A 19,528-nucleotide genomic window follows, 5' to 3' on the forward strand; every position below is an offset into this window, starting at 1 on the left:
ACTCCCACGCCCTCCGGGCAGAAGCAAGGTTGTTGAGCCTTCAAAATCAACAACAAATCCCTTGTTTGATGAGAGCGCGCTTGCCCGCGAAGCAGAGTGTCAGCAAGACGATTTGACTGACACATCGCAATCGCGGGCAAGCGCGCTCCTACAATGTGGAGAGGCGGCGCGTTTCAGGCCGCCACTTCATACAACGGCAACACCACCTCCCCGTTGATCAGGCTCTGGCGCATCCGTTCTGCCTGCAACGCCGCCGCGTGCATCGCCGCTTCCTTGACGTGCCCGTAGCCGCGAATCTTCTCCGGCAGCCGCGCCAGGCTCAGGGCGGTGTGGCGATTGCTGGCGTTCAGATGGCCCAGGATCAGCTCGATGTCGGCCTCATAGCGGCCGATAAGCGCCCGCTCCTGCTGCCGCTCGACGCTGCGGCCAAACGGATCGATCGCCGTCCCGCGCAGAAACTTGAACCGCGCCAGCACCTCGAACGCCTTGAGCATCCAGGGCCCGAAACTGCGTTTGCGCGGCGTGCCGTTGTTCGGGTCACGCTTGGCCAGCCACGACGGGGCCAGGTGAAACTCAATCCGGTAATCGCCCTCGAACTGCGCCTGGAGCTGACGCTTGAAGTCGCCGTTGGTGTACAGCCGTGCGACTTCGTACTCGTCCTTGTAGGCCAGCAGCTTGAAATAGCTGAAAGCAACGGCCTCGGTCAGTGCCAGTGGCTGCCCTGGGAACAGTTTGCTCTCGGCCTCTCGCACCCGGTTCACCAGACGCAGGTAACGGTCGGCGTACGCCTTGTTCTGGTACTCGGTCAACTGCCGCACGTTGTTTTTCAAGCGCTGCTCCAGGTCCTGAACCGGCAACTCTTCCGGCAGCACACCGCCGGCACGCGCAGCCGCCTCCACGGCAGGCAAGTCATGGGCCGCACGACGCCCCCAGAGGAAGGCCTGCTGATTGAGATTGACCTGCACGCCGTTGAGCTCGATGGCTTTTTCGATGGCGGCCGAGGTCAGCGGGATCAGCCCGGCCTGGTACGCAAAGCCGAGCATGAACAGGTTGCTGGCGATGCTGTCGCCCATCAGTTGCGTAGCCAATGCGGTGGCCTGGACGAAATGGGTCTTCTCGGCGCCGACCGCATCGCGCAGGGTCTGCATCATGGCCTCGGCCGGGAATTCAGCGTCCGGGTTGCGGGTGAACTCGGCGGTCGGGGTCTGCTGGCTATTGATCACCGCATGGGACTTTCCGCTGTTGAGCTTGGCAATGGCATCCGGGCCGGACGCTACCAGCAGGTCACAACCCAACAGTAGATCGGCTTCGCCAGCGGCGATACGCACGGCAAACAGGTCAGATTGACGCGCGGCGATGCGGATGTGGCTGACCACCGGGCCGAACTTCTGTGCCAGACCGGCCTGATCCAGCACGCTGCAACCCTTGCCTTCCAGGTTGGCGGCGTAACCCAGCATCGCGCCGACAGTAGTCACGCCGGTACCACCGACGCCTGAGAGCAGGATGTTGAACGGCTGATCCAGCCCCGGCAGCACCGGGTCAGGCAAGGCAGCGAACGCAGCGGCCTGCCGCGGCAGTTGCGGTTTGCGCAGGGTGCCGCCATGGACGGTGACGAAGCTGGGGCAGAAGCCCTCCACGCAGCTGAAATCCTTGTTGCAGGCGTTCTGGTCGATCTCCCGTTTGCGGCCCTGGGCGGTCTCCTTGGGCAGCACCGACAGGCAGCCGGATTTCACCCCACAGTCACCGCAGCCCTCGCACACCGCCGGGTTGATCACGGCGCGCTTGTCCAGATCCGCCATCTTGCCGCGCTTGCGACGGCGACGCTTTTCGGTGGCGCAAGTCTGGTCGTAGATGATCACCGACACGCCCTTGAACTCACGCAACTCGCGCTGCACGGCGTCCAGATCGCGGCGGTGGTGGAAGGTGGTGATCGGCGCGAAGCCTTCGCGGCTGGGGTATTTATCTGGCTCTTCCGAGACCAGTGCGATGCGCATCACGCCTTCGTTGAACACCTGCCGGCTCAGTTGATCGACCCGCAGGATCCCGTCGATGGGCTGCCCGCCAGTCATGGCCACGGCGTCGTTGTAGAGGATCTTGTAGGTGATGTTGACCTTGGCCGCGACGGCCGCGCGGACCGCCAGATGGCCGGAGTGAAAGTAGGTGCCGTCGCCCAGGTTCTGGAACACATGGGGCGTTTCCGTGAACGGCGCCTGACCGATCCAGGTCACACCCTCGCCGCCCATCTGAGTGAAGGTTTCGGTGGCGCGGTCCATCCAGATGGTCATGTAGTGGCAGCCGATCCCCGCCAGGGCGCGACTGCCTTCGGGCACACGGGTCGAGGTGTTGTGCGGGCAACCGGAACAGAAATGCGGGGTGCGCTGGGTGTTGAACAACGGCGCGGCGAGGGCCTGCTCCTTGTCCTGCAGAAATTGCAGGCGCGCTTCGATTTTCGGGCTGCTGTAGATCGGGGCCAGACGTTTGGCGATCACCCGGGCAATCATCGCCGGGGTCAGTTCAGCCAGGTTGGGCAGCAACGAGCGCCCTTCTTCGTCGAACTCGCCGACCACCCGTGGGCGCCGATCCACCGGCCAGTTGTACAGCTGACCGGTCAGTTGATCTTCGATGACGCTGCGTTTTTCCTCCACCACCAGAATCTCGTCCAGGCCTTCGGCAAAGCCGTGCACCGAAACCGGTTCCAGCGGCCAGCTCATGCCGACCTTCAGCACGCGGATGCCGACCTGGGCGCACAAATCCTCGTCGATGCCCAGTTCTTCCAGGGCCTGGCGCACGTCCAGATAGGATTTGCCGGTGGTGATGATGCCCAGGCGCGGCTGGGGCGAGTCGATCATCACTTTGTTGAGGTTGTTTGCCAAGGCGAACGCGCGGGCGGCGTAGATTTTGTAGGTGTTAAGCCGCGCTTCCTGGGCCAGGGGCGGGTCGGGCCAGCGGATGTGCAGACCGCCCTTGGGCAGTTCGAAATCGTCGGGAATCCGGATCTGGATGCGCAGCGGGTCGACTTCCACCACCGCTGACGAATCGACGTTCTCGGCGATGGTCTTCATCGCCACCCAGCACCCGCTGTAGCGCGACAGCTCCCAGCCGATGATGCCGTAATCCAATAGTTCCTGGACGTTGCTGGGGTTGAGCACCGGAATCATCGAGGCGATGAACGCGTGCTCGCTCTGGTGGGCGATGGTGGAGGACTTGCAGCCGTGGTCGTCACCGGCCAGCACCAGCACGCCGCCCTTTTCCGAGACGCCGGCCGAGTTGCCGTGCTTGAACACATCGCCGCAACGGTCAACGCCCGGGCCCTTGCCGTACCACAGCGCGAACACACCGTCGTACTTACCCTGGGGAAACAGATTGACCTGTTGGCTGCCCCACACTGCCGTGGCCGCGAGCTCTTCGTTGACCCCGGGCTGGAAGTGAATGGCGTTTTGCTGAAGATAATCCTTGGCGTCCCACAGGCTTTTATCGAGATTGCCCAGGGGCGAGCCGCGGTAACCGGAAATGAAGCCTGCGGTGTTCAAGCCACGGGCCTCGTCGCGCTGTTTTTGCAGCATGGGCAGGCGAGTCAGCGCCTGGGTGCCCGTCAGGTACAGATTGCCGGTCGCGAGGCGGTACTTGTCGTCCAGACGGATATCGGCCAAAGACATTCATGCACTCCTTGTTTTTATACGTGCGTGTTGAATGAGGCGAGCAGCGCGGACGTGGGCGTCGGGGCTGCTCAAGTGACGGGACGGTGAACCCGGCACCTGCCGCTAAAATAGTGCCCCCGAGCGACGGGCTTTTTCTTTCTAAATGCGGGGAAATCTGTTGAGATCCTGCATGCCTGTTTCGATTAAATAATAAAAAAGGGTGAATTCATGCAGGTCAAATTAAGTCTGGTGGACCGCAAGATTCTGCGCCTGCTGCAGCGCGACGCCGACCTCACCGCCGCGCAGATCGCCGAACGCGTGGAGCTGTCGCAATCGCCGTGCTGGCGGCGCATCAATCGGCTGCAGGAAGAAGGCGTCATCGAACGCACGGTGGCGCTGCTCAACCCGGCCAAGCTGGGCTTGACCATGACGGTGTTCGTCGACGTCAAGCTGTCGGGGCACGGGCGCCGCTACCTGACGGAATTCGAGGAAGCGATCATTGGCTACCCGGAGGTGCTGGAGTGCTACACCATGGCCGGGGACATGGATTTCCTGCTCAAGGTGGTGGTGCAAGACATCGCCAGCTACGAGCGATTCCTGCGCGATCACCTGCTGCAAAGCCCCCATGTGCAGGAGGCGCATTCCAATATCGCGATGAGTGAAGTGAAGCGCACGACGGAGTTGCCGATTGAGTAGCAGCGGCAAGCTGCAAGCTAAAAGCGCACGCGAGTCAGCTTGCCGCTTGCAGGTTTAAGCTTGCAGCTGAAAAAAAACCTTTGACTCTCAAATGATAATGATTACTATTGCACCAAGCCGATCGCAAGATCGGCTCGATAACCCAGAAGCCTTAGGTCGGCTTCCGGATTATCTCCTCATCAGGCTAATCACGGTTTTTGACCCGGCTCTATAGGCCGGGTCTTTTTTTTTGGCGCGGCCTTTGCGGCCATCGAGGTTCGAGGTGTTGCTTTCTTCAGGCTAATGAAGAGGGGTCTGTATCGATGGCGCGGATCATAGCAAAAGAATCTAAAGCACTGAAGGCGATCCGAGGTCAAAAACGACACATTCTGCAATAAGCGCCCCATCTTCACGTAGCACTTGAGAATGACTCTCATAACGCCTAGTGTGAAGCTGTGTCACGGACGATGCTCCACGCCTCATTCAATGGACGAACATGCAGACGCAGCGAGTGAAATTACTATGACGGGTCAATTCGCCTCACTGTTTACCGCGCCCACGCAGCAGCCGGATACACCGCTGAGCCAGGAAAGCGACGAGCTGCGTCGGCGCATTCAAAAACTGCCCCGGCGCACGCAGCAGGTTTTCCTGCTCAGCCGTCTCGATCAAGTGCCCTACGCCGACATCGCGCTGCTGCTGGACATCAGCCCCGCCGCGGTGGAACGCGCCATGGTCCGCGTGCTCGAACAATGCCGCGATCAGCTCGACGGCCAGAGCCTGGTGGACCCGGTCGGCGCACAGGCCCATCGCTGGTACGTGCACCTGCAAAGCCCCCAGGCGACCGCCAGCCAGCGCATCGAGTTTCGCCACTGGCTCGACGCCGACCTGTCCCACCTCCAGGCGTTCGAGACCACCGAAACCCTGTGGCGTCGGCTCCAGGCGCCGTCGGCCGTTATGGGCGCCAGCGGCTGGCACCGTCGCAAACGCCGCGTGTACCTGGGATGGCTGCTGCTGACGGCATTCCTGTGCAGCGTGCTGGTCACGGCCGAGGCGATGTCTTCGCTGCTGTAAGCCCCCTCCCCGGTCAATCATGGCCATGGCCGCTTTTACGGAACAATACGTCGCGGCGCCGCAATGGGTTCGGTGTAAAGTAAGTGTCATAACAGCCCTTGGCACCGCGTGCGCCCCAGCACTGCTGTGATCTGACGGCACACCCTGGCATTACTGTATTCAGGACCCTTCCGTGACCCAGACCTCGCTTTCCATCCGTGCTGATTTCGACAGCGGCAATATTGCCGTGGTCGATGCAAGTAACCCGCAACACCTCCAGCTGGCCATCCGCCCCGACACCCAAAGCCCGCACTTGCAGTGGTTCCACTTCAAAGTCGACGGCATGCAGGTGGGCCAGCCTCATGGCTTCAGCCTGACCAACGCCAGTGAATCCAGCTACAACCGCGCCTGGACCGGCTACAACGCCGCCGCGTCCTACGACCAGAAAACCTGGTTCCGCGTGCCCAGCACCTTCGACGGCAAGTCGCTGAACGTCCCGTTCACCCCGGAGGCGCCACAGATGTGGTTCGCCTATTTCGAGCCCTACAGCCGTGAACGCCATGACTGGCTGATTGATCAGGCGCTTTCCATCAGCGGTGTGGAACTGCTCGCGACCGGTAAAAGCGTCGAAGGCCGAGAGATTCCGCTGCTGCGCGCGGGCAACGGCGCCCCCGGCAAACGCAGCCTCTGGATCATTGCCCAGCAGCACCCGGGCGAGCACATGGCCGAATGGTTCATGGAGGGCGTGATCGAGCGCCTGCAACAGAACGACGCCGAACTGGCCGGGCTGCTGGAACAGGCTGACCTGTACCTGGTGCCGCACATGAACCCGGACGGCTCGTTCCATGGGCATTTGCGCACCAACGCTCAGGGCAAGGACCTCAACCGCGCCTGGCAGGACACCACCCCGGCACTCAGCCCGGAGGTGTTCTTCGTCAAACAACAGATGGAACAGTACGGCGTGGACATGTTCCTCGACGTCCACGGCGACGAGGAAATCCCCTACGTCTTTACCGCCGCCTGCGAGGGCAATCCCGGCTACACCGCCAAACAGAGTGAGCTGGAGGCTGACTTCCGCACTCGGTTGAGCGCCATCACCCCGGACTTCCAGACGCGCTACGGCTACCCGCGGTCTGCGCCGGGCAGAGCCAACATGAACCTGGCCTGCAACAGCACCGGCGAGCGCTACAAATGCCTGGCCCTGACCCTGGAAATGCCGTTCAAAGACAACGACGACGCGCCGAACCCGGTCACCGGCTGGTCGGGCGAGCGCTCCAAACAACTGGCCAAGGATGTGTTGACGACCTTGGCGCAGATGGTTTCAGTGCTGCGTTGATTAGAGCAGGTATCACGCAACAACACGGTTAACTGTAGGAGCTGACGAGGCACGAAGGCTGCGAATCGGTGTTTCGGTCGACATTGTTGTCGTATGACACACCGCAATCGCAGCCTCGTGCCTCGGCAGCTCCCACGCCTTCGGCAGAAGCGGTTCATCGGGCCGGGAACAGATGATCGTTCCCACGCTCCGCGTGGTAACGCCTCCCTCGACGCTCCGCGTCACACCCGGGACGCGGAGCGTCTTTGGATGCATGCCCACGCGGAGCGTGGGCACGATCAGAAGCGCCCCTGAAACCTGGCGACCGTGGTGTCGATTGATACCGCATCGGCAGGTTTTTGCTGCCGCTGCGCGCCAGATCGCAGGCAAACGGAACGCCGCCCGGCCAGCTCCCACGGCCTTCGGCCAGAATCAAAAGCCCAAACGCGCGTCGTTCCGCTTTTGCCCGGAGGGCGTGGGAGCTTGGCTTGCCAGCGATCGGCCGGGAACCGGTCGTAAAATCTGACGCTCCGTATTATCTGAACAAAGGCAAAGCGAGCACTAAAGCGCTGTTAATCCTGTCCCGCAAGCTGGCCCGCGTTGCATTCTCCCTGATGAAAAATCAGGAAGAGTACGTCACTAAACGGGCATAAAAGACGTTGTTTCCAACCATAGAATCTCCTACACATTCCGTGTCCGGTTCAGGGATTAGTCCCGCCCCCGCAACATGCTCCCCAACACCTCATCCCGCCGAATCCAGCCATGAAACAGCGCGGCGGCGAGGTGGGCGAGTATCGTCAGGAAAAACAGGTACGCCAGGTACTGGTGCGCGCCGCGCAGCCAGGCGAAGGTTTGCGCGTCGGCAGCGACGATGGACGGCAAGCGCACGCTTTCGCCCAGCATTACCGGATCACCGGCGGCCGAAATCATCGCCCAGCCAATCAACGGCATCGCCAGCATCAGCGCGTACAGCACGTAATGCGACAGCTTGGCCGCCAACGCTTGCCAGGCAGGCAAATCGGCAGGCAACGGCGGGGTTTTGGTCAAAAAGCGCACGATCAACCGGACGATCACCAACACCAGAATCGCGATGCCCAGGGGCTTGTGCAGGTTCAGCAGCCATTCGTGGCGTTCGGATATCGAGGCCACCATGCCCGCGCCGATGAACAGCATGGCGATCACCATCAACGCCATGACCCAGTGCAGCAGACGCGCCAGCGGTGCGAAATGAGACGTTGGAGCACTCATGGTTGCTTCTCCTGTGCCGGTGCGGCGCTGAGCTGATTCACTTCACGGGTGCGACGTTCGTAGGACGCCGCATAGGCCGCAGACCGCGCCGCCAGCAAGGGATCGTCCGAGCCTTCGATGCCGCTGGGCAGGACCAGCGGGTCGTAGTTGATGTCACGGCAATCGCCGCTTAGTTGCGGGTTGCTTTTGTTCAGCACCAGCGTCCCGGCATCTACCGTCTTGCGGTCAGCCGGCCAGGCTTTGCTGGCGTCGTTGACGGGATCGCCCGGATTGGCCAGGGTCAGCACCAGGCTGAACCGCTGCGGGCCGGCGGCGAGTTTTTCGGTCAGGTCCTTTTCCAGAAAGTCCTTGTCCTGCGGCGTCGGCGCCTGGAGTGAATCCTGATTCTGCGGCACCACGCTCCAACGCACGGCCTGACGTTTGCCATCGGCCGCGACCAGCACGAACGCGTTGATCGAGTTGTAGGTTTCCGTCACGTAGCTGGCCGACGGTTTCGCGGTCTTGACCCAGGCCAGAAACGGCGCGGTCTCAGGGTGCGCGGCAAAGAACGCCGGCGGTTTGGCCGGGTCGGGCTTGCCAGTCTTGGGATCGGCGGCGGTGGCGTTCTGCAGATCGATGAACGCCGCCGGCGTGCCCACCGGAAACAGCGGCATACTGTTCACCCCGGTGCGCCACTGCTGGCCATTGGGTTGGGTGAACTGCAACGCCAGGCTGCGGATCGGCGCGGCGTTGTCCGGGGAGTTGGGATTGCCGGTGGGCAGCGCGAACCGCCCGATGACCGGCGTGCGCCCGGTGCCGAACACTTGCGCGCTGGATAACGCGGCCGCCGCGCCGTTACTGTCGAAGTAACCGGCGACGCAGGTGCCCTTGGGGTGATTGCGCCGATAGCCGGGAAACAGGCCATTGTTGTGCTCGAAGGTGTCGACCACCCGCGCCGGCGTCAGGCGTTGCGGGTCCAGGGTGCCATTGATGTAGGCGAAGGCGCCGGCGATCACCACCACCACGGCGCCGATCCCGGCCAGGCGAATTAAAATCTGCGGTGTACTCAAGGGAGGTCTGGAGTGCTGCGGGGGTTCACGCTCAGTCATAGGGAAACTCCGGGCCTTTGGCCTCTCATCACGGTAATGAAGGTGGACGTTCCTGCGGGACTTCTATTCCCTGCGCTGATGTTTATTTTTAGGGGCATGGAATAACGGTGTACGGCGTGCGTCTCTCTGGTCATACGATTTGAATCATCTTGCTGGATGACCTGGAAACCCGCCCATGAACACTCTAGACGAACAACTCAGAGAACTGTTGCCGCGCATGCGCCGGTTTGCAGTGTCCCTGACCCGCGACCCCAGCAGTGCGGATGACCTGGTGCAATCGAGCCTGGAAAAAGCCCTGTCCTCCTGGGGCAGCAAACGCCCCGAAGGCGATCTCCGGGCCTGGCTGTTCTCCATTCTTTATAGACAATTTCTCGATGCCCATCGCCGGTCCCGTCGCTACAGCCGCATGCTGGAGCTGTTCACCGGCGGCAAGGACGACCATTTCGAGCCGTCGGTGGAACGCACGGTGGTCGCCCGCTCAACGCTACAGGCTTTCGAGCGACTTAACACCGAACAACGGGCCTTGTTACTCTGGGTCTCGGTCGAAGGCCTGAGCTATAACGAATGCGCCGAAATTCTCGATGTACCGGTGGGCACTGTCATGTCCCGCCTGTCTCGCGCGCGTCAGGCCCTGCGCCTGCTCAGCGATGGCGAAATCACCACCCCTGCCCTGCGGATATTGAAATGATCACCCTGCCCCCCAGCGAACGCGATCTGCACGCCTACGTCGACGGCCAGCTCAACGAGGCCGACCGCTTGACGATGGACACGTACCTGGCTGCCCATCCCGAGGTGGCGCAACAGGTCAAGGCCTGGCAACAGGACGCCCAAACCCTGCGCGCCGCGATGAGCGGTGAGCTGCACCGTGCGCCCAACCCGGAGCTGGACCCGGCGTTCATCCGCCAGCGTCTGCAACGCAACCGCACCCGGCACTTCGCGGCCGCCGCCGTGTTGCTGATCGCCGTGAGTGTCGGCGGCCTCAGTGGCTGGCAGGCGCGGGAAATGACCCTGGCGGGCAATGTCGCGCCCATGGCGGACGCGGTGCAGGCGTACCGGATGTTTGCGGTCAAGGCCGGCATGGCCAGTGACTGGAGTCCGACTGAAACCGGCGATGTGCAGGGCTGGCTGGACACCAACTTTGCCCAGGCCAATCGCCTGCCGGACCTGGCAGCGGCGGGTTTCAAACCGGTCAGCGGGCGCCTGACCCCGACCGAACAGGGCGCGGCGGCCATGGTGGTGTACAAGGACACCGACGGGCGCACCCTGAGTTTCTACATTCGCCCGCCGGCCCAGCGCGATCACCTGCTGCCCCGTGGCAGCCGACGTGATGGCGAACTGCAGGCCGACTACTGGTCCGGCAGCGGGTACAACTACGCCATGGTCGGCCCGGCGGATGACCCGGCGGCGCAAGCGGCACGCCAGGCGTTGAGCCATCCGATCTGATGTCCGGCAATGACCCGGAGGAGAACCGTGGGAGGGAGCTTGCTCGCGATGAAGTGGGTACATCTCCCACCTCTTCCGGGCGCCGACTATCCAATCGCGAGCAAGCGTCCTCCCACCGCGCCTACCGGGCGTTCAACATCCGGGCCTTGCTCGCCCGCTGCACCATCAGGCCCGCCAGCGCGCTCAGGGCCAGCAGCACCACGATCGCGCCGTAGACATTGGTGGTGGGAATCAACCCCACGCGTTTGATCGTCAGCCCGGCAATCAATGCCGGTACGCAGAATGCCAGGTAACTGAGCACGTAAAACGCCGACATCAGCCCGGCGCGTTCATGGGCGTGGGCCAGCGGCAGGAGCAAGCGCAGGGCACCGAGAAAGCTTGAGCCAAAGCCGATGCCCGCAATCACTGTGCCGACAAAAAACAGCCACAGCAGCCCCAGATTCACGGCCGCCAGAATCACGGTCACGCCCACCGCCAGAAAGCTGCAGCCCACCCACAGCGCCAGACCGGCCGCACGGGTGCGCAGGTTCATGATCGCCACGGCGCCGCTGATGGTCAGCGCCGCCACCGCGAAGCCGCCGTTGAGCACCGACGTGGAGCCGGTGGCCGCCGCCAGCAACGACGGCGTCAACGACAGGAAAAACCCGCCCAGCGCCCAGGCCGCAATGTCCGCCGGCAACACCAGCCACAGCGTGCCACGCGCCTGCGGCGGCACATGCAGCGACGGTCGCAGCGAACCCCAGACGCCCGGCTGCGGCGTGACCGTTTCCTGGGTACGCCACACGTAGAGGGCCTGGACGATGAACGCCGTCAGCAACACCGAATACGCCAACGACAACGGCAGCGGCGCGAATTCCACCAGGGCACTGGTCCCCAGCGCACCCGCCGCCATGCCGAACATCGGCGCGATGCTGTTGACCAGCGGGCCCTGGGTCTGGTCGGTATCGAGCAGCGCGGCGCCCAGCGCACTGGTGGCCATCCCGGTGGCAAATCCCTGCAGGATCCGCGCGGCCAGCAGCCAGCTGACATCGTGGGCGCCGATGAACAGCAGCATCGCGACGATTTCCAGCACCAGCGCGGCAAAGATCACCGGCCGCCGCCCGAGGTAATCAGACAGCGAACCCACCACCAGCAACGCCACCAGCAGGCTGAGGGCGTACACGGCAAAAATCAGGGTCAACAGCGCCGGCGAAAAGCCCCAGCTTTGCTGGTACAGGTGATAAAGCGGCGTGGGCGTGCTGGACGCGGCGAAGAAGCACAGCAACACAAATGCGAGGAAACCGAGATGCCCTCGGTCCCGGCCGTCGATTTTCCGGTTCTGCAAAGATTGAGACACGGGTACACTCTCCAAAAAACCACGGCATAAAAGCGAATACTTAGCTTTACCGAGTGTGCAAGTTGAATCCGCTTAAAGCAAATACTTTGTGTTAAGGTCCGCCACATGGCAATCAAAGAAGGCATCCGCACCGGCGGTCGCAGCGCCCGGGTGCAAACATCGATCTACGCCGCCGTGCGCGACCTGTTGCTCGAACAAGAACGTTCGGCCCTCAGCGTCCCGGTCATTGCCGCGCGTGCCGGCGTAACGCCGTCGACCATCTACCGGCGCTGGGGCGACCTCACTGCCCTGCTGGCGGATGCCGCGGTGGATCGGCTGCGCCCGGACGAGCCGGTCGATTGCGGCAACCTGCGCGACGACCTGCGCAACTGGACCGAAGTCTATCTGGATGAGATGAGTTCAGAGCCGGGCCGGGAAATGATGCGTGACGTGGTGGCCAGCAGCGCGACGCTGTGCTCCGGCAAATGCTTCAACATGGTCCGCGATCAGTTCCAGATCATGATCGACCGGGCCCGTGAGCGCGGCGAACGCACGCCCTGTGCCGAGGAACTGATCGACGCGGTGGTGGCGCCGATGATCTACCGCATCCTGTACGCCGAAACTTCGCCCAGCCTTGAGCGCATGCACCAGTTGCTCGACCGCTGCCTGAGTGAAGCGTCAAGTGATCAGCCACTGCCGTCGTGACCTGCAAGCCGCTATGATGGCCGGCCCCTTCAGCCATCAGTGATCACTTTTATGCACACTCTCGCGGACCTGCGCGCCGGCAAGCTGGCCGGCATCAAGCGTCTGGACCTGACCGCCGGGCTGACCGAATTCCCCCGGGAGATCTTCACCCTCAGTGATTCCCTGGAAATGCTCGACCTGAGCAACAACGCGCTGACCGAGCTGCCGGACGATCTGCACCGGCTCAAGCACCTGAAGATCCTGTTCTGCTCCAACAACCCCTTCACCCGCCTGCCCGAAGGCATCGGCCAATGCCCAGAGTTGCAGGTGGTGGGTTTCAAGGCGTGCCGCATCCGCGAGGTGCCCGCCGCCGCGCTCCCGCCGCGGCTGCGGTCGTTGATCCTGACCGACAACTGCATCGAGTCGCTGCCCGACGCGCTGGGCGACTGTGAAGCGCTGCAAAAACTGATGATGGCCGGCAACCGGCTGCGACAGTTGCCGGCGACGCTGGCCCGGTGCACACGGCTGGAGCTGTTGCGCATCTCTGCCAACCATATTCATCAGTTGCCCGACTGGCTGTTGGAGATGCCCGCGCTGGCCTGGCTGGCCTGCGCCGGCAATCCGTTGTCATCGCCGCCCAACGACACGCCGATCCACCCGATCCCGTGGCAGGATTTGCAGCTGGAGCAGGTGCTGGGGCAAGGCGCTTCCGGGGTGATTCAGCAGGCGCTGTGGTTCGATGAAGATCGCCCGCCGCAGCCGGTCGCGGTCAAGCTGTACAAGGGCGCCGTGACCAGCGACGGGTCGCCGCTCAACGAAATGGCGGCGTGCATCGCGGCGGGCAATCACCCGAATCTGATCACCGTCGAAGGGCAGATCCACGGCCATCCCGCCGAAGTGGACGGGCTGGTGATGCAGCTGATTTCCCCCGAATTCATCAACCTCGCCGGCCCGCCCAGCCTGCAAAGTTGCACCCGGGACATCTACGGCGCTACGCGTTTCAGCCCGGCGGTTGCCGTGCGGATTGCCGCCGGTGTTGCCGCCGCCACCGCCCATCTGCACGCCCACGGCCTGACCCACGGCGACCTGTACGCGCACAACGTGTTGTGGAATGAGCACGGCGATTGCCTGCTGGGGGATTTCGGCGCCGCGTCGTTCTACCCGGACGCCACCACCGGCCTGGGCCTTGAGCGTCTGGAAGTGCGGGCGTTCGGGCTGTTGCTGGGGGAATTGATCGAGCGCTGCGACGGCATGGACGCCGACCTGCAAGGCCGGCTGATCGAGCTTCAGGAGCAATGCATTCAACCGACGGCGACCTTGCGGCCGGTGTTTGTCGAGATCGAGCAGCAGTTGTCGGCGATCTCGACGCTGCGCTGAAGTCACTGTAGGAGCTGCCGAGGGACGAAGGCTGCGATTGCGGTGTGTCAGGCACATTACATCGCAGCCTCGCTCGGGCTCGTCAGCTCCTACAGGGTTTTGCGGTGTAGTGCTTAGCCCGCCAACCCCACATACACATTCTGCACGTCATCGTGCCCGTCGATGGCCTCGAGGAACGCTTCGACTTCGGCCATCTGTTCGTCGGTCAGGCCGTCCACTGTGCTTTTCGGGCGGTAGCCGATGTGCGCGGACTGCACCGTGAAGCCGAAATCCGGCAGCGCCTTGCACACGGCGTCCAGGTCGGTGATGTCGGTGAAAAACAGGGTGGCGCCTTCTTCACCCGGTTCACATTCCTGGGCGCCGGCTTCGATGGCCGCTTCGTCGGGGTCTGCGTCCGGGGTGCTCGGCACTGCCTCGATCATGCCCTGGTGCAGGAAATCCCACGACACGGAACCGGCGGCGCCCAACTGGCCCTTGCGAAACAGCACGCGGATTTCAGAAACAGTGCGGTTAATGTTGTCGGTCAGGCACTCAATGATCACCGGCACCTTGTGCGGGGCGAAGCCTTCGTAGGTGAGCTTCTCGAAATGCACGTGTTCGCCGAGCAGGCCGGCGCCTTTCTTGATGGCGCGTTCGAGGGTTTCACGGGGCATGGACGCCTTTTTCGCCTGTTCCACGACCAGTCGCAGGCGTGCGTTCATGTCGGGGTCAGCGCCGGAGCGCGCAGCAATCATGATTTCCTTGGACAGCTTGCCGAAAATACGCCCCTTGGCGTTGGCTGCTGCTTCTCTGTGCTTGACCTTCCACTGTGCGCCCATGATTGCTCTCTTGTTTCGGTGGCGTCTTGTCGTCAGGGTTCGACGTTCGGCATGGCGTGCCGTTCGCGTGACGATAAGCGCTGAAAAGGGTGACGTATTTGATGGCGCTGCGGCAACTGCACAGCGCCCGCGCATTTTATACACGATGACGCCAGATGAAACCCCTCGCCGCGCACCGTCGATCAAACCCGCGCCGTTAAGTTTCGTCACGCGGGCCGCTTTGCCAGCCGTGACATGCGGACAGCCGTTGTAGGCCGTTTCCGAAATATCCGCGAGCGAAGACGCGAGCCCGTTGCATTCCGTAACCTCTGCACCTCGATTTCCAAGGTGAGAGAACACGCTGATGAGCGACGACGAGCAAGGGCCGATGACACTGGCGATCAACGATAGCCAGATGGATCTGCAGGTCATCCGCTTCACCGGGCACGAAGCGCTGAACCAGCCCTACCGGTTCGACGTGGACCTGATCGTTCGTCACCCCGAATCCGATTGCGCCGCTCTGCGCGGATGCAGCGCCTGGCTGGCCTTCGGTCTGGCGCCGCACGGCATTCACGGCCAGATCAGCGAGGCCCGCTGCGTGCACACGGGCGACGGCCTGAGCCTGTACCGCGTCAGCCTGATGCCGGACCTGCAGCGGCTGGCCAGCGCCCGCCCCGCCAGAACCTTCACCGGCCTGAACGTACTGCAGATCATCAGCCGCTTACTGGCCGATCACGGCCTCCACCCGCCCGCCTACCACTTCGACCGCATCACTGGCGTCTATCCGGCGCGGGCCCTGTGCGTGCAATACCAGGAAACTGACCTGCACCTGCTGCAACGTCTGTGCGAAGAAGAAGGCATCAGCTTTCGCTTCGAGCACAGCGCCGACGGGCATGTGCTGGTGTTTGCGGACGATCCGGCCAGCTTCCCGGAGCTGATGGCCTCACGGGCGGTACCGGTCCTGGGCGACGACCCGCACCACAGCCGGCTCGGCATCCACCATTTCGCCGAGCATCTGGCCCTTCGCCCCAGCTACAGCAGCCACGCCCGCGAGCCGTCGTCGCTCATGACCCAGACGTCAAGTGTCACGATGCCGTCCACCCAGGCCAGTGCGCGGACCCTGGAACGCCTGCGCTGCGAGCGTCGGCTGATCAAGGGCGCCAGCGATCACCCGGCGCTGGTTACCGGGCAGATCATGCGCGTCACCGAGCATCCCGACCGTTTGATGAACGACCAATGGCTGCTGACCGAGATCCGCCACGAAGGGCGGCAGTTGGGTGCACTGAAAGGCGCCTGCCCACAAGACATCGCGGCAGTTGTCTGCGCCATGGGCGAGGATCGGCCCCAAACCTGCCCGTCGCTGCTGTCCGGGCACACACCGAAGGACAGCGCCGGACAAACCAGGGCCCGCCATTACCGGAACACCTTTGCCGTGCTGCCCTGGGCCATGCCGTTTCGTCCGTCGCTGTTGCACCCCAAGCCTGCGATCACCGAGAGACACGCCGCCACGCTGACCTTGCCCCATGCCTATGACGTCGCCGGCCGTCTGCACCTGCGGTTTGACTGGCAGTCAGCCAACGTCGATGAGGGCGGTGAAGGCTGTTGGGCCATGCTGTGCAGCGCCGTCGACCTCCCGCCCACCTGCACGGCGGTGAGCGTGGCGTTCTTTGATGACGACCCCGATCAGCCGGTGATTTGCGCCGCGATGCCGCCCGAGACGGCCGAGCCCCTCAAGGCCGGCCCGCTTGATTCGCTACCCCGTGAATCTGACGCGCCCCTGCATCTGACGCCCGAAGAACGGCTGAACCTCACCAGCCATCACCCGCTGACCCTGCGCACCGCCCGGGCCGTGATCGAGATCACCGCAGACCGCCTGACCTTTTCCAGCCTCAACGATGGGTGAACACCGGCTCGCGCTTTTCAATGAACGCCGCCATGCCTTCTTTTTGATCCTCGGTGGCGAAGGCTGCGTGAAACACTCGACGTTCGAAGCGAACCCCTTCGGCCAGACTGACTTCGAAGGCCCGATTGACGCTTTCCTTGACCATCATCGTCACCGGCAGGGACTTCCCGGCGATTGAAGTGGCGACGCTTATGGCCTCTTCCAGGAGCGAGTCCAGGGGCACAATGCGGGAAACCAGGCCAGCGCGCTCGGCCTCCGCTGCGTCCATGAGTCGCCCGGTCAGGCACATTTCCATGGCTTTGGCCTTGCCGACGGCCCGGGTCAGGCGCTGGGTGCCGCCCATGCCGGGGAGCACGCCGAGTTTGATTTCCGGTTGCCCGAATCGGGCGTTGTCCGCCGCCAGAATGAAATCGCACATCAACGCCAACTCGCAGCCGCCGCCCAAGGCAAACCCGGCCACGGCAGCGATGATGGGTTTGCGCCGCGCGGCCACCCGATCGCTCTCGCTGAACAGGTCATCCAGGTAGATCTGCGGGTAGTTGAGCTGCGCCATTTCCTTGATGTCGGCCCCCGCCGCGAAGGCTTTGGCGGACCCCGTGAGGACCACGCAACCGATGTCGGGATTGCGCTCGATCTCGTCCAGCGCCTGGTTGAGCTCGCCGATCAGTTGCGCGTTCAGGGCATTCAACGCACCTGGACGGTTGAGTGTCAGCAGGGCTACACGACCTCGAATCTCAAGCAGGATAGTTTCGTAACTCATTGATAGTTATCCAAATGATTAATTGGGTATCAAACCGATAAACGACTTTAGTTAAACGTCTTAAGCCGTTGATATCTAAAACTTAGGTGACTTCGATGGCCATCGCGGTGGCCTCCCCGCCGCCGATGCAGATAGCGGCGATGCCTCGGCTCAAACCGCGTTGCTTCAGCGCCGAGATCAGCGTCACCAGAATCCGCGCACCCGAGGCACCGATGGGGTGGCCCAAGGCACAGGCGCCGCCGTTTACGTTTACTTTTTCAGGGGGCAGCTGCAGCGTGTTCATGGCCGCCAGCGCCACGACCGCGAACGCTTCGTTGATCTCGAACAGGTCCACTTCGTCCAGCGGCCACCCCGTCCTGCGCATCAACGCTTCGATGGCGCCGATGGGCGCGGTGGGAAACAACCTTGGCTCGTTGGCGTAGGCGGCATGGCCACGGATCACTGCGAGGGGCGTCAATCCTCGCAGCGCGGCTTCGGACTGGCGCATCAGAATCAACGCCGCCGCCCCGTCCGAAATCGAACTGGAGTTGGCGGCAGTGACCGTGCCTCCAGCGCGAAACGCCGGTTTCAACTGTGGAATTTTGTCCATCCGCGCTTTGGGCGGTTGCTCGTCGTGCAGCACGGTGCGCTGCTCTTTGCCCTCGGTGACCTGCAGCGGCACGATTTCCGCCTCGAAGCGCCCTTCCCGAATAGCGTCTTGCGCACGCAGCAGGGAAGTCACGGCGAACGCGTCCTGCGCTTCACGGCTGATGCCTTCGCGCGACGCACAGTCTTCAGCGAAGGTGCCCATCAGACGGCCGCGCTCGTAAGCGTCTTCCAGCCCGTCCAGAAACATGTGGTCCAGGATCTGGCCGTGGCCCATGCGCTGGCCGCTGCGGGCTTTGTCCAGCAGATACGGCGCGTTGGACATGCTTTCCATACCGCCAGCCACCACCACCTCGGCACTGCCGGCCAACAACACGTCGTGGCCGAGGATGGCGGCCTGCATGCCGGAGCCGCACATCTTGTTCAGGGTCGTGCACAGCGTCCCGTTGCTCAGCCCCGCCCCCAGCGCCGCCTGACGCGCAGGGGCCTGGCCGAGCCCGGCGGGCAGCACGCAACCAAACAGCACTTCATCGATATCCGCCGGCCCAAGGCCCGCACGCTCCACGGCGGCGCGAATGGCCGCCGCGCCCAGTTGCGGCGCGGTGAGGGTTTTGAGATCGCCCTGAAACCCGCCCATGGGGGTGCGCACCGCGCTGACGATCACGACCGGGTCCATGGAACGGGATGATGGGTTAGAAGACATGCGTGGCTCCTCTTAACGGGCAGCCATGCGCAGCGCGCCATCCAGACGGATGACCTCGCCGTTGAGCATGCTGTTTTCGATGATGTGACGGACCAGTGCGGCGTATTCGTCCGGTTTGCCCAAACGCGGCGGGAATGGAACGCCAGCCGCCAGCCCTTCGCGGACCTGGGGCGTCATGCCCGCCATCATCGGGGTTTCGAAAATGCCCGGGGCGATGGTCATGACCCGGATGCCAACGCGTGCCAGCTCGCGGGCGGCAGGCAGGGTCAGGCTGACGATGGCGCCTTTGGACGCGGCGTAGGCCGCCTGGCCGATCTGGCCGTCATAGGCCGCCACCGAGGCGGTGTTGATGATCACGCCGCGCTCACCGCTGTCGTCCGGCGTGCTTTCGGCGATGGCGGCGGCAGCGAGACGCAACAGGTTGAAGCTGCCGATCAGGTTGACGCCGATGACCCGGCTGAAACTGTCGAAACCGTGGGGGCCGTCCTTGCCGAGGATTTTTTCGGCACCGACGATACCGGCGCAATTGACCAAGCCGTGCAACTGGCCGAATTCACTGACCGCGCTGGCGACCGCCGCCTGGGCCGCGGCTTCCTGGGTCACGTCGGCCACGCTGGCGCGGGCGTTGCTGCCGAGTCGTAGCGCCTGGGCCTGAACCGCATCGGCATTGAGGTCGACCAGCATGACCCTGGCCCCCGCCACGACCAGCATCTGCGCCGTCGCCGCCCCCAGCCCGGACGCGCCGCCACTGACCAGAAATACCTTTCCTTCGATCTGCATGGTGTCTGCCTTCGACTTTTATTGTTGGAGTAGGCAAATACTCCGCCCTGCGGTCGTCGGGGGCAATAGTGCGCACAGGCTTTTGATGCTGGCCGCAGGCCGTGGGAGCGTGGCTTGTCCCGCGATTGGCTGCGCAGCAGTCATCAAACCAGGCGCTTGCGGTGTGT

General features: G+C 63.3%; 16 protein-coding genes. 8 read left to right on the forward strand and 8 right to left on the reverse strand.

What is annotated here, in order from left to right; translation table 11 throughout:
- Nucleotides 1–173: 173 nt before the first annotated feature.
- The gene (locus ABQX22_RS20275; RefSeq protein WP_349801637.1) at nucleotides 174–3,656 is read right to left on the reverse strand and encodes an indolepyruvate ferredoxin oxidoreductase family protein; all 3,483 of its coding nucleotides are present in this window, start codon (nucleotides 3,654–3,656) and stop codon (nucleotides 174–176) included.
- Between the two features lie 210 nt (nucleotides 3,657–3,866).
- Here ABQX22_RS20275 and ABQX22_RS20280 point away from each other — a divergent pair, with 210 nt between their 5' ends.
- The 3 genes from ABQX22_RS20280 to ABQX22_RS20290 all read left to right on the forward strand — a co-directional run bounded on the left by ABQX22_RS20280 (nucleotide 3,867) and on the right by ABQX22_RS20290 (nucleotide 6,699).
- Nucleotides 3,867–4,334: an Lrp/AsnC family transcriptional regulator gene (locus ABQX22_RS20280; RefSeq protein ID WP_349801638.1), complete on the forward strand. Its 468-nt coding sequence runs from the start codon at nucleotides 3,867–3,869 to the stop codon at nucleotides 4,332–4,334.
- A 501-nt stretch (nucleotides 4,335–4,835) separates the two neighbouring features.
- A complete protein-coding gene (locus tag ABQX22_RS20285; RefSeq protein ID WP_349801639.1) occupies nucleotides 4,836–5,384 on the forward strand; it encodes a sigma factor-like helix-turn-helix DNA-binding protein in 549 nt (182 codons plus the stop codon).
- 172 nt (nucleotides 5,385–5,556) lie between these two features.
- Nucleotides 5,557–6,699 carry a M14 family metallopeptidase gene (locus ABQX22_RS20290; protein WP_349801640.1) on the forward strand — a complete coding sequence of 381 codons (1,143 nt, stop codon included), beginning with the start codon at nucleotides 5,557–5,559 and terminating at the stop codon, nucleotides 6,697–6,699.
- Between the two features lie 687 nt (nucleotides 6,700–7,386).
- Here the strand turns inward: ABQX22_RS20290 and ABQX22_RS20295 are convergent.
- A complete protein-coding gene (locus ABQX22_RS20295) occupies nucleotides 7,387–7,926 on the reverse strand; it encodes a cytochrome b (RefSeq protein ID WP_349801641.1) in 540 nt (179 codons plus the stop codon).
- On the reverse strand, nucleotides 7,923–9,014 hold the full coding sequence (locus ABQX22_RS20300; RefSeq protein WP_349801643.1) for a catalase family peroxidase: 1,092 nt from the start codon (nucleotides 9,012–9,014) through the stop codon (nucleotides 7,923–7,925). The genes ABQX22_RS20295 and ABQX22_RS20300 overlap by 4 nt, the downstream gene beginning before the upstream one ends.
- A gap of 175 nt (nucleotides 9,015–9,189) precedes the next feature.
- Between ABQX22_RS20300 and ABQX22_RS20305 the strand changes: the two genes are divergently transcribed.
- Together ABQX22_RS20305 and ABQX22_RS20310 are read left to right on the forward strand one after the other, a co-directional pair.
- Nucleotides 9,190–9,702, forward strand: a complete 513-nt coding sequence (locus ABQX22_RS20305) for a sigma-70 family RNA polymerase sigma factor (protein ID WP_349801644.1) — start codon at nucleotides 9,190–9,192, stop codon at nucleotides 9,700–9,702.
- A complete protein-coding gene (locus ABQX22_RS20310) occupies nucleotides 9,699–10,457 on the forward strand; it encodes an anti-sigma factor family protein (protein ID WP_349801645.1) in 759 nt (252 codons plus the stop codon). The genes ABQX22_RS20305 and ABQX22_RS20310 overlap by 4 nt, the downstream gene beginning before the upstream one ends.
- Nucleotides 10,458–10,578: 121 nt before the next feature.
- Here the strand turns inward: ABQX22_RS20310 and ABQX22_RS20315 are convergent, their stop codons facing one another.
- Nucleotides 10,579–11,793 carry an MFS transporter gene (locus ABQX22_RS20315; RefSeq protein WP_349801646.1) on the reverse strand — a complete coding sequence of 405 codons (1,215 nt, stop codon included), beginning with the start codon at nucleotides 11,791–11,793 and terminating at the stop codon, nucleotides 10,579–10,581.
- Between the two features lie 105 nt (nucleotides 11,794–11,898).
- Here ABQX22_RS20315 and ABQX22_RS20320 point away from each other — a divergent pair, with 105 nt between their 5' ends.
- A complete protein-coding gene (locus ABQX22_RS20320) occupies nucleotides 11,899–12,477 on the forward strand; it encodes a TetR/AcrR family transcriptional regulator (protein ID WP_349801647.1) in 579 nt (192 codons plus the stop codon).
- Nucleotides 12,478–12,528: 51 nt separating this feature from the next.
- Nucleotides 12,529–13,833: a leucine-rich repeat-containing protein kinase family protein gene (locus ABQX22_RS20325; protein WP_349801648.1), complete on the forward strand. Its 1,305-nt coding sequence runs from the start codon at nucleotides 12,529–12,531 to the stop codon at nucleotides 13,831–13,833.
- A 113-nt stretch (nucleotides 13,834–13,946) separates the two neighbouring features.
- Here ABQX22_RS20325 and ABQX22_RS20330 read toward each other — a convergent pair whose 3' ends face one another.
- Entirely contained in the window at nucleotides 13,947–14,651 is a 705-nt protein-coding gene (locus tag ABQX22_RS20330) for a YebC/PmpR family DNA-binding transcriptional regulator (protein ID WP_349801649.1), read from the reverse strand.
- A 343-nt stretch (nucleotides 14,652–14,994) separates the two neighbouring features.
- Here ABQX22_RS20330 and ABQX22_RS20335 point away from each other — a divergent pair, with 343 nt between their 5' ends.
- Nucleotides 14,995–16,533, forward strand: a complete 1,539-nt coding sequence (locus ABQX22_RS20335) for a type VI secretion system Vgr family protein (RefSeq protein ID WP_349801650.1) — start codon at nucleotides 14,995–14,997, stop codon at nucleotides 16,531–16,533.
- On the opposite strand, the gene ABQX22_RS20340 is transcribed toward ABQX22_RS20335, so the two are convergent.
- From ABQX22_RS20340 to ABQX22_RS20350, 3 genes are all read right to left on the reverse strand, one after another.
- Nucleotides 16,520–17,293, reverse strand: a complete 774-nt coding sequence (locus ABQX22_RS20340; protein WP_349801651.1) for an enoyl-CoA hydratase — start codon at nucleotides 17,291–17,293, stop codon at nucleotides 16,520–16,522. The genes ABQX22_RS20335 and ABQX22_RS20340 overlap by 14 nt on opposite strands.
- Nucleotides 17,294–17,375: 82 nt before the next feature.
- Nucleotides 17,376–18,554, reverse strand: coding sequence for an acetyl-CoA C-acyltransferase (locus ABQX22_RS20345; RefSeq protein ID WP_349801777.1), 1,179 nt, complete (start codon nucleotides 18,552–18,554; stop codon nucleotides 17,376–17,378).
- A gap of 39 nt (nucleotides 18,555–18,593) precedes the next feature.
- Nucleotides 18,594–19,361 (reverse strand): SDR family NAD(P)-dependent oxidoreductase, encoded by a 768-nt coding sequence (locus tag ABQX22_RS20350; protein WP_349801652.1) that lies wholly within the window; start codon nucleotides 19,359–19,361, stop codon nucleotides 18,594–18,596.
- Between the last annotated feature and the right edge of the window lie 167 nt (nucleotides 19,362–19,528).

It is taken from the genome of Xanthomonas sp. WHRI 1810A, from assembly GCF_040202885.1.
Taxonomy (GTDB): domain Bacteria; phylum Pseudomonadota; class Gammaproteobacteria; order Pseudomonadales; family Pseudomonadaceae; genus Aquipseudomonas.

Bases quoted from the DNA above. Each gene is read 5' to 3' on its own strand.
- ABQX22_RS20275 (WP_349801637.1), bottom strand. From the start codon at position 3,656: ATGTCTTTGGCCGATATCCGTCTGGACGACAAGTACCGCCTCGCGACC.
- ABQX22_RS20280 (WP_349801638.1), top strand. From the start codon at position 3,867: ATGCAGGTCAAATTAAGTCTGGTGGACCGCAAGATTCTGCGCCTGCTG.
- ABQX22_RS20285 (WP_349801639.1), top strand. From the start codon at position 4,836: ATGACGGGTCAATTCGCCTCACTGTTTACCGCGCCCACGCAGCAGCCG.
- ABQX22_RS20295 (WP_349801641.1), bottom strand. From the start codon at position 7,926: ATGAGTGCTCCAACGTCTCATTTCGCACCGCTGGCGCGTCTGCTGCAC.
- ABQX22_RS20300 (WP_349801643.1), bottom strand. From the start codon at position 9,014: ATGACTGAGCGTGAACCCCCGCAGCACTCCAGACCTCCCTTGAGTACA.
- ABQX22_RS20305 (WP_349801644.1), top strand. From the start codon at position 9,190: ATGAACACTCTAGACGAACAACTCAGAGAACTGTTGCCGCGCATGCGC.
- ABQX22_RS20310 (WP_349801645.1), top strand. From the start codon at position 9,699: ATGATCACCCTGCCCCCCAGCGAACGCGATCTGCACGCCTACGTCGAC.
- ABQX22_RS20320 (WP_349801647.1), top strand. From the start codon at position 11,899: ATGGCAATCAAAGAAGGCATCCGCACCGGCGGTCGCAGCGCCCGGGTG.
- ABQX22_RS20325 (WP_349801648.1), top strand. From the start codon at position 12,529: ATGCACACTCTCGCGGACCTGCGCGCCGGCAAGCTGGCCGGCATCAAG.
- ABQX22_RS20330 (WP_349801649.1), bottom strand. From the start codon at position 14,651: ATGGGCGCACAGTGGAAGGTCAAGCACAGAGAAGCAGCAGCCAACGCC.
- ABQX22_RS20335 (WP_349801650.1), top strand. From the start codon at position 14,995: ATGAGCGACGACGAGCAAGGGCCGATGACACTGGCGATCAACGATAGC.
- ABQX22_RS20340 (WP_349801651.1), bottom strand. From the start codon at position 17,293: ATGAGTTACGAAACTATCCTGCTTGAGATTCGAGGTCGTGTAGCCCTG.
- ABQX22_RS20345 (WP_349801777.1), bottom strand. From the start codon at position 18,554: ATGGACCCGGTCGTGATCGTCAGCGCGGTGCGCACCCCCATGGGCGGG.
- ABQX22_RS20350 (WP_349801652.1), bottom strand. From the start codon at position 19,361: ATGCAGATCGAAGGAAAGGTATTTCTGGTCAGTGGCGGCGCGTCCGGG.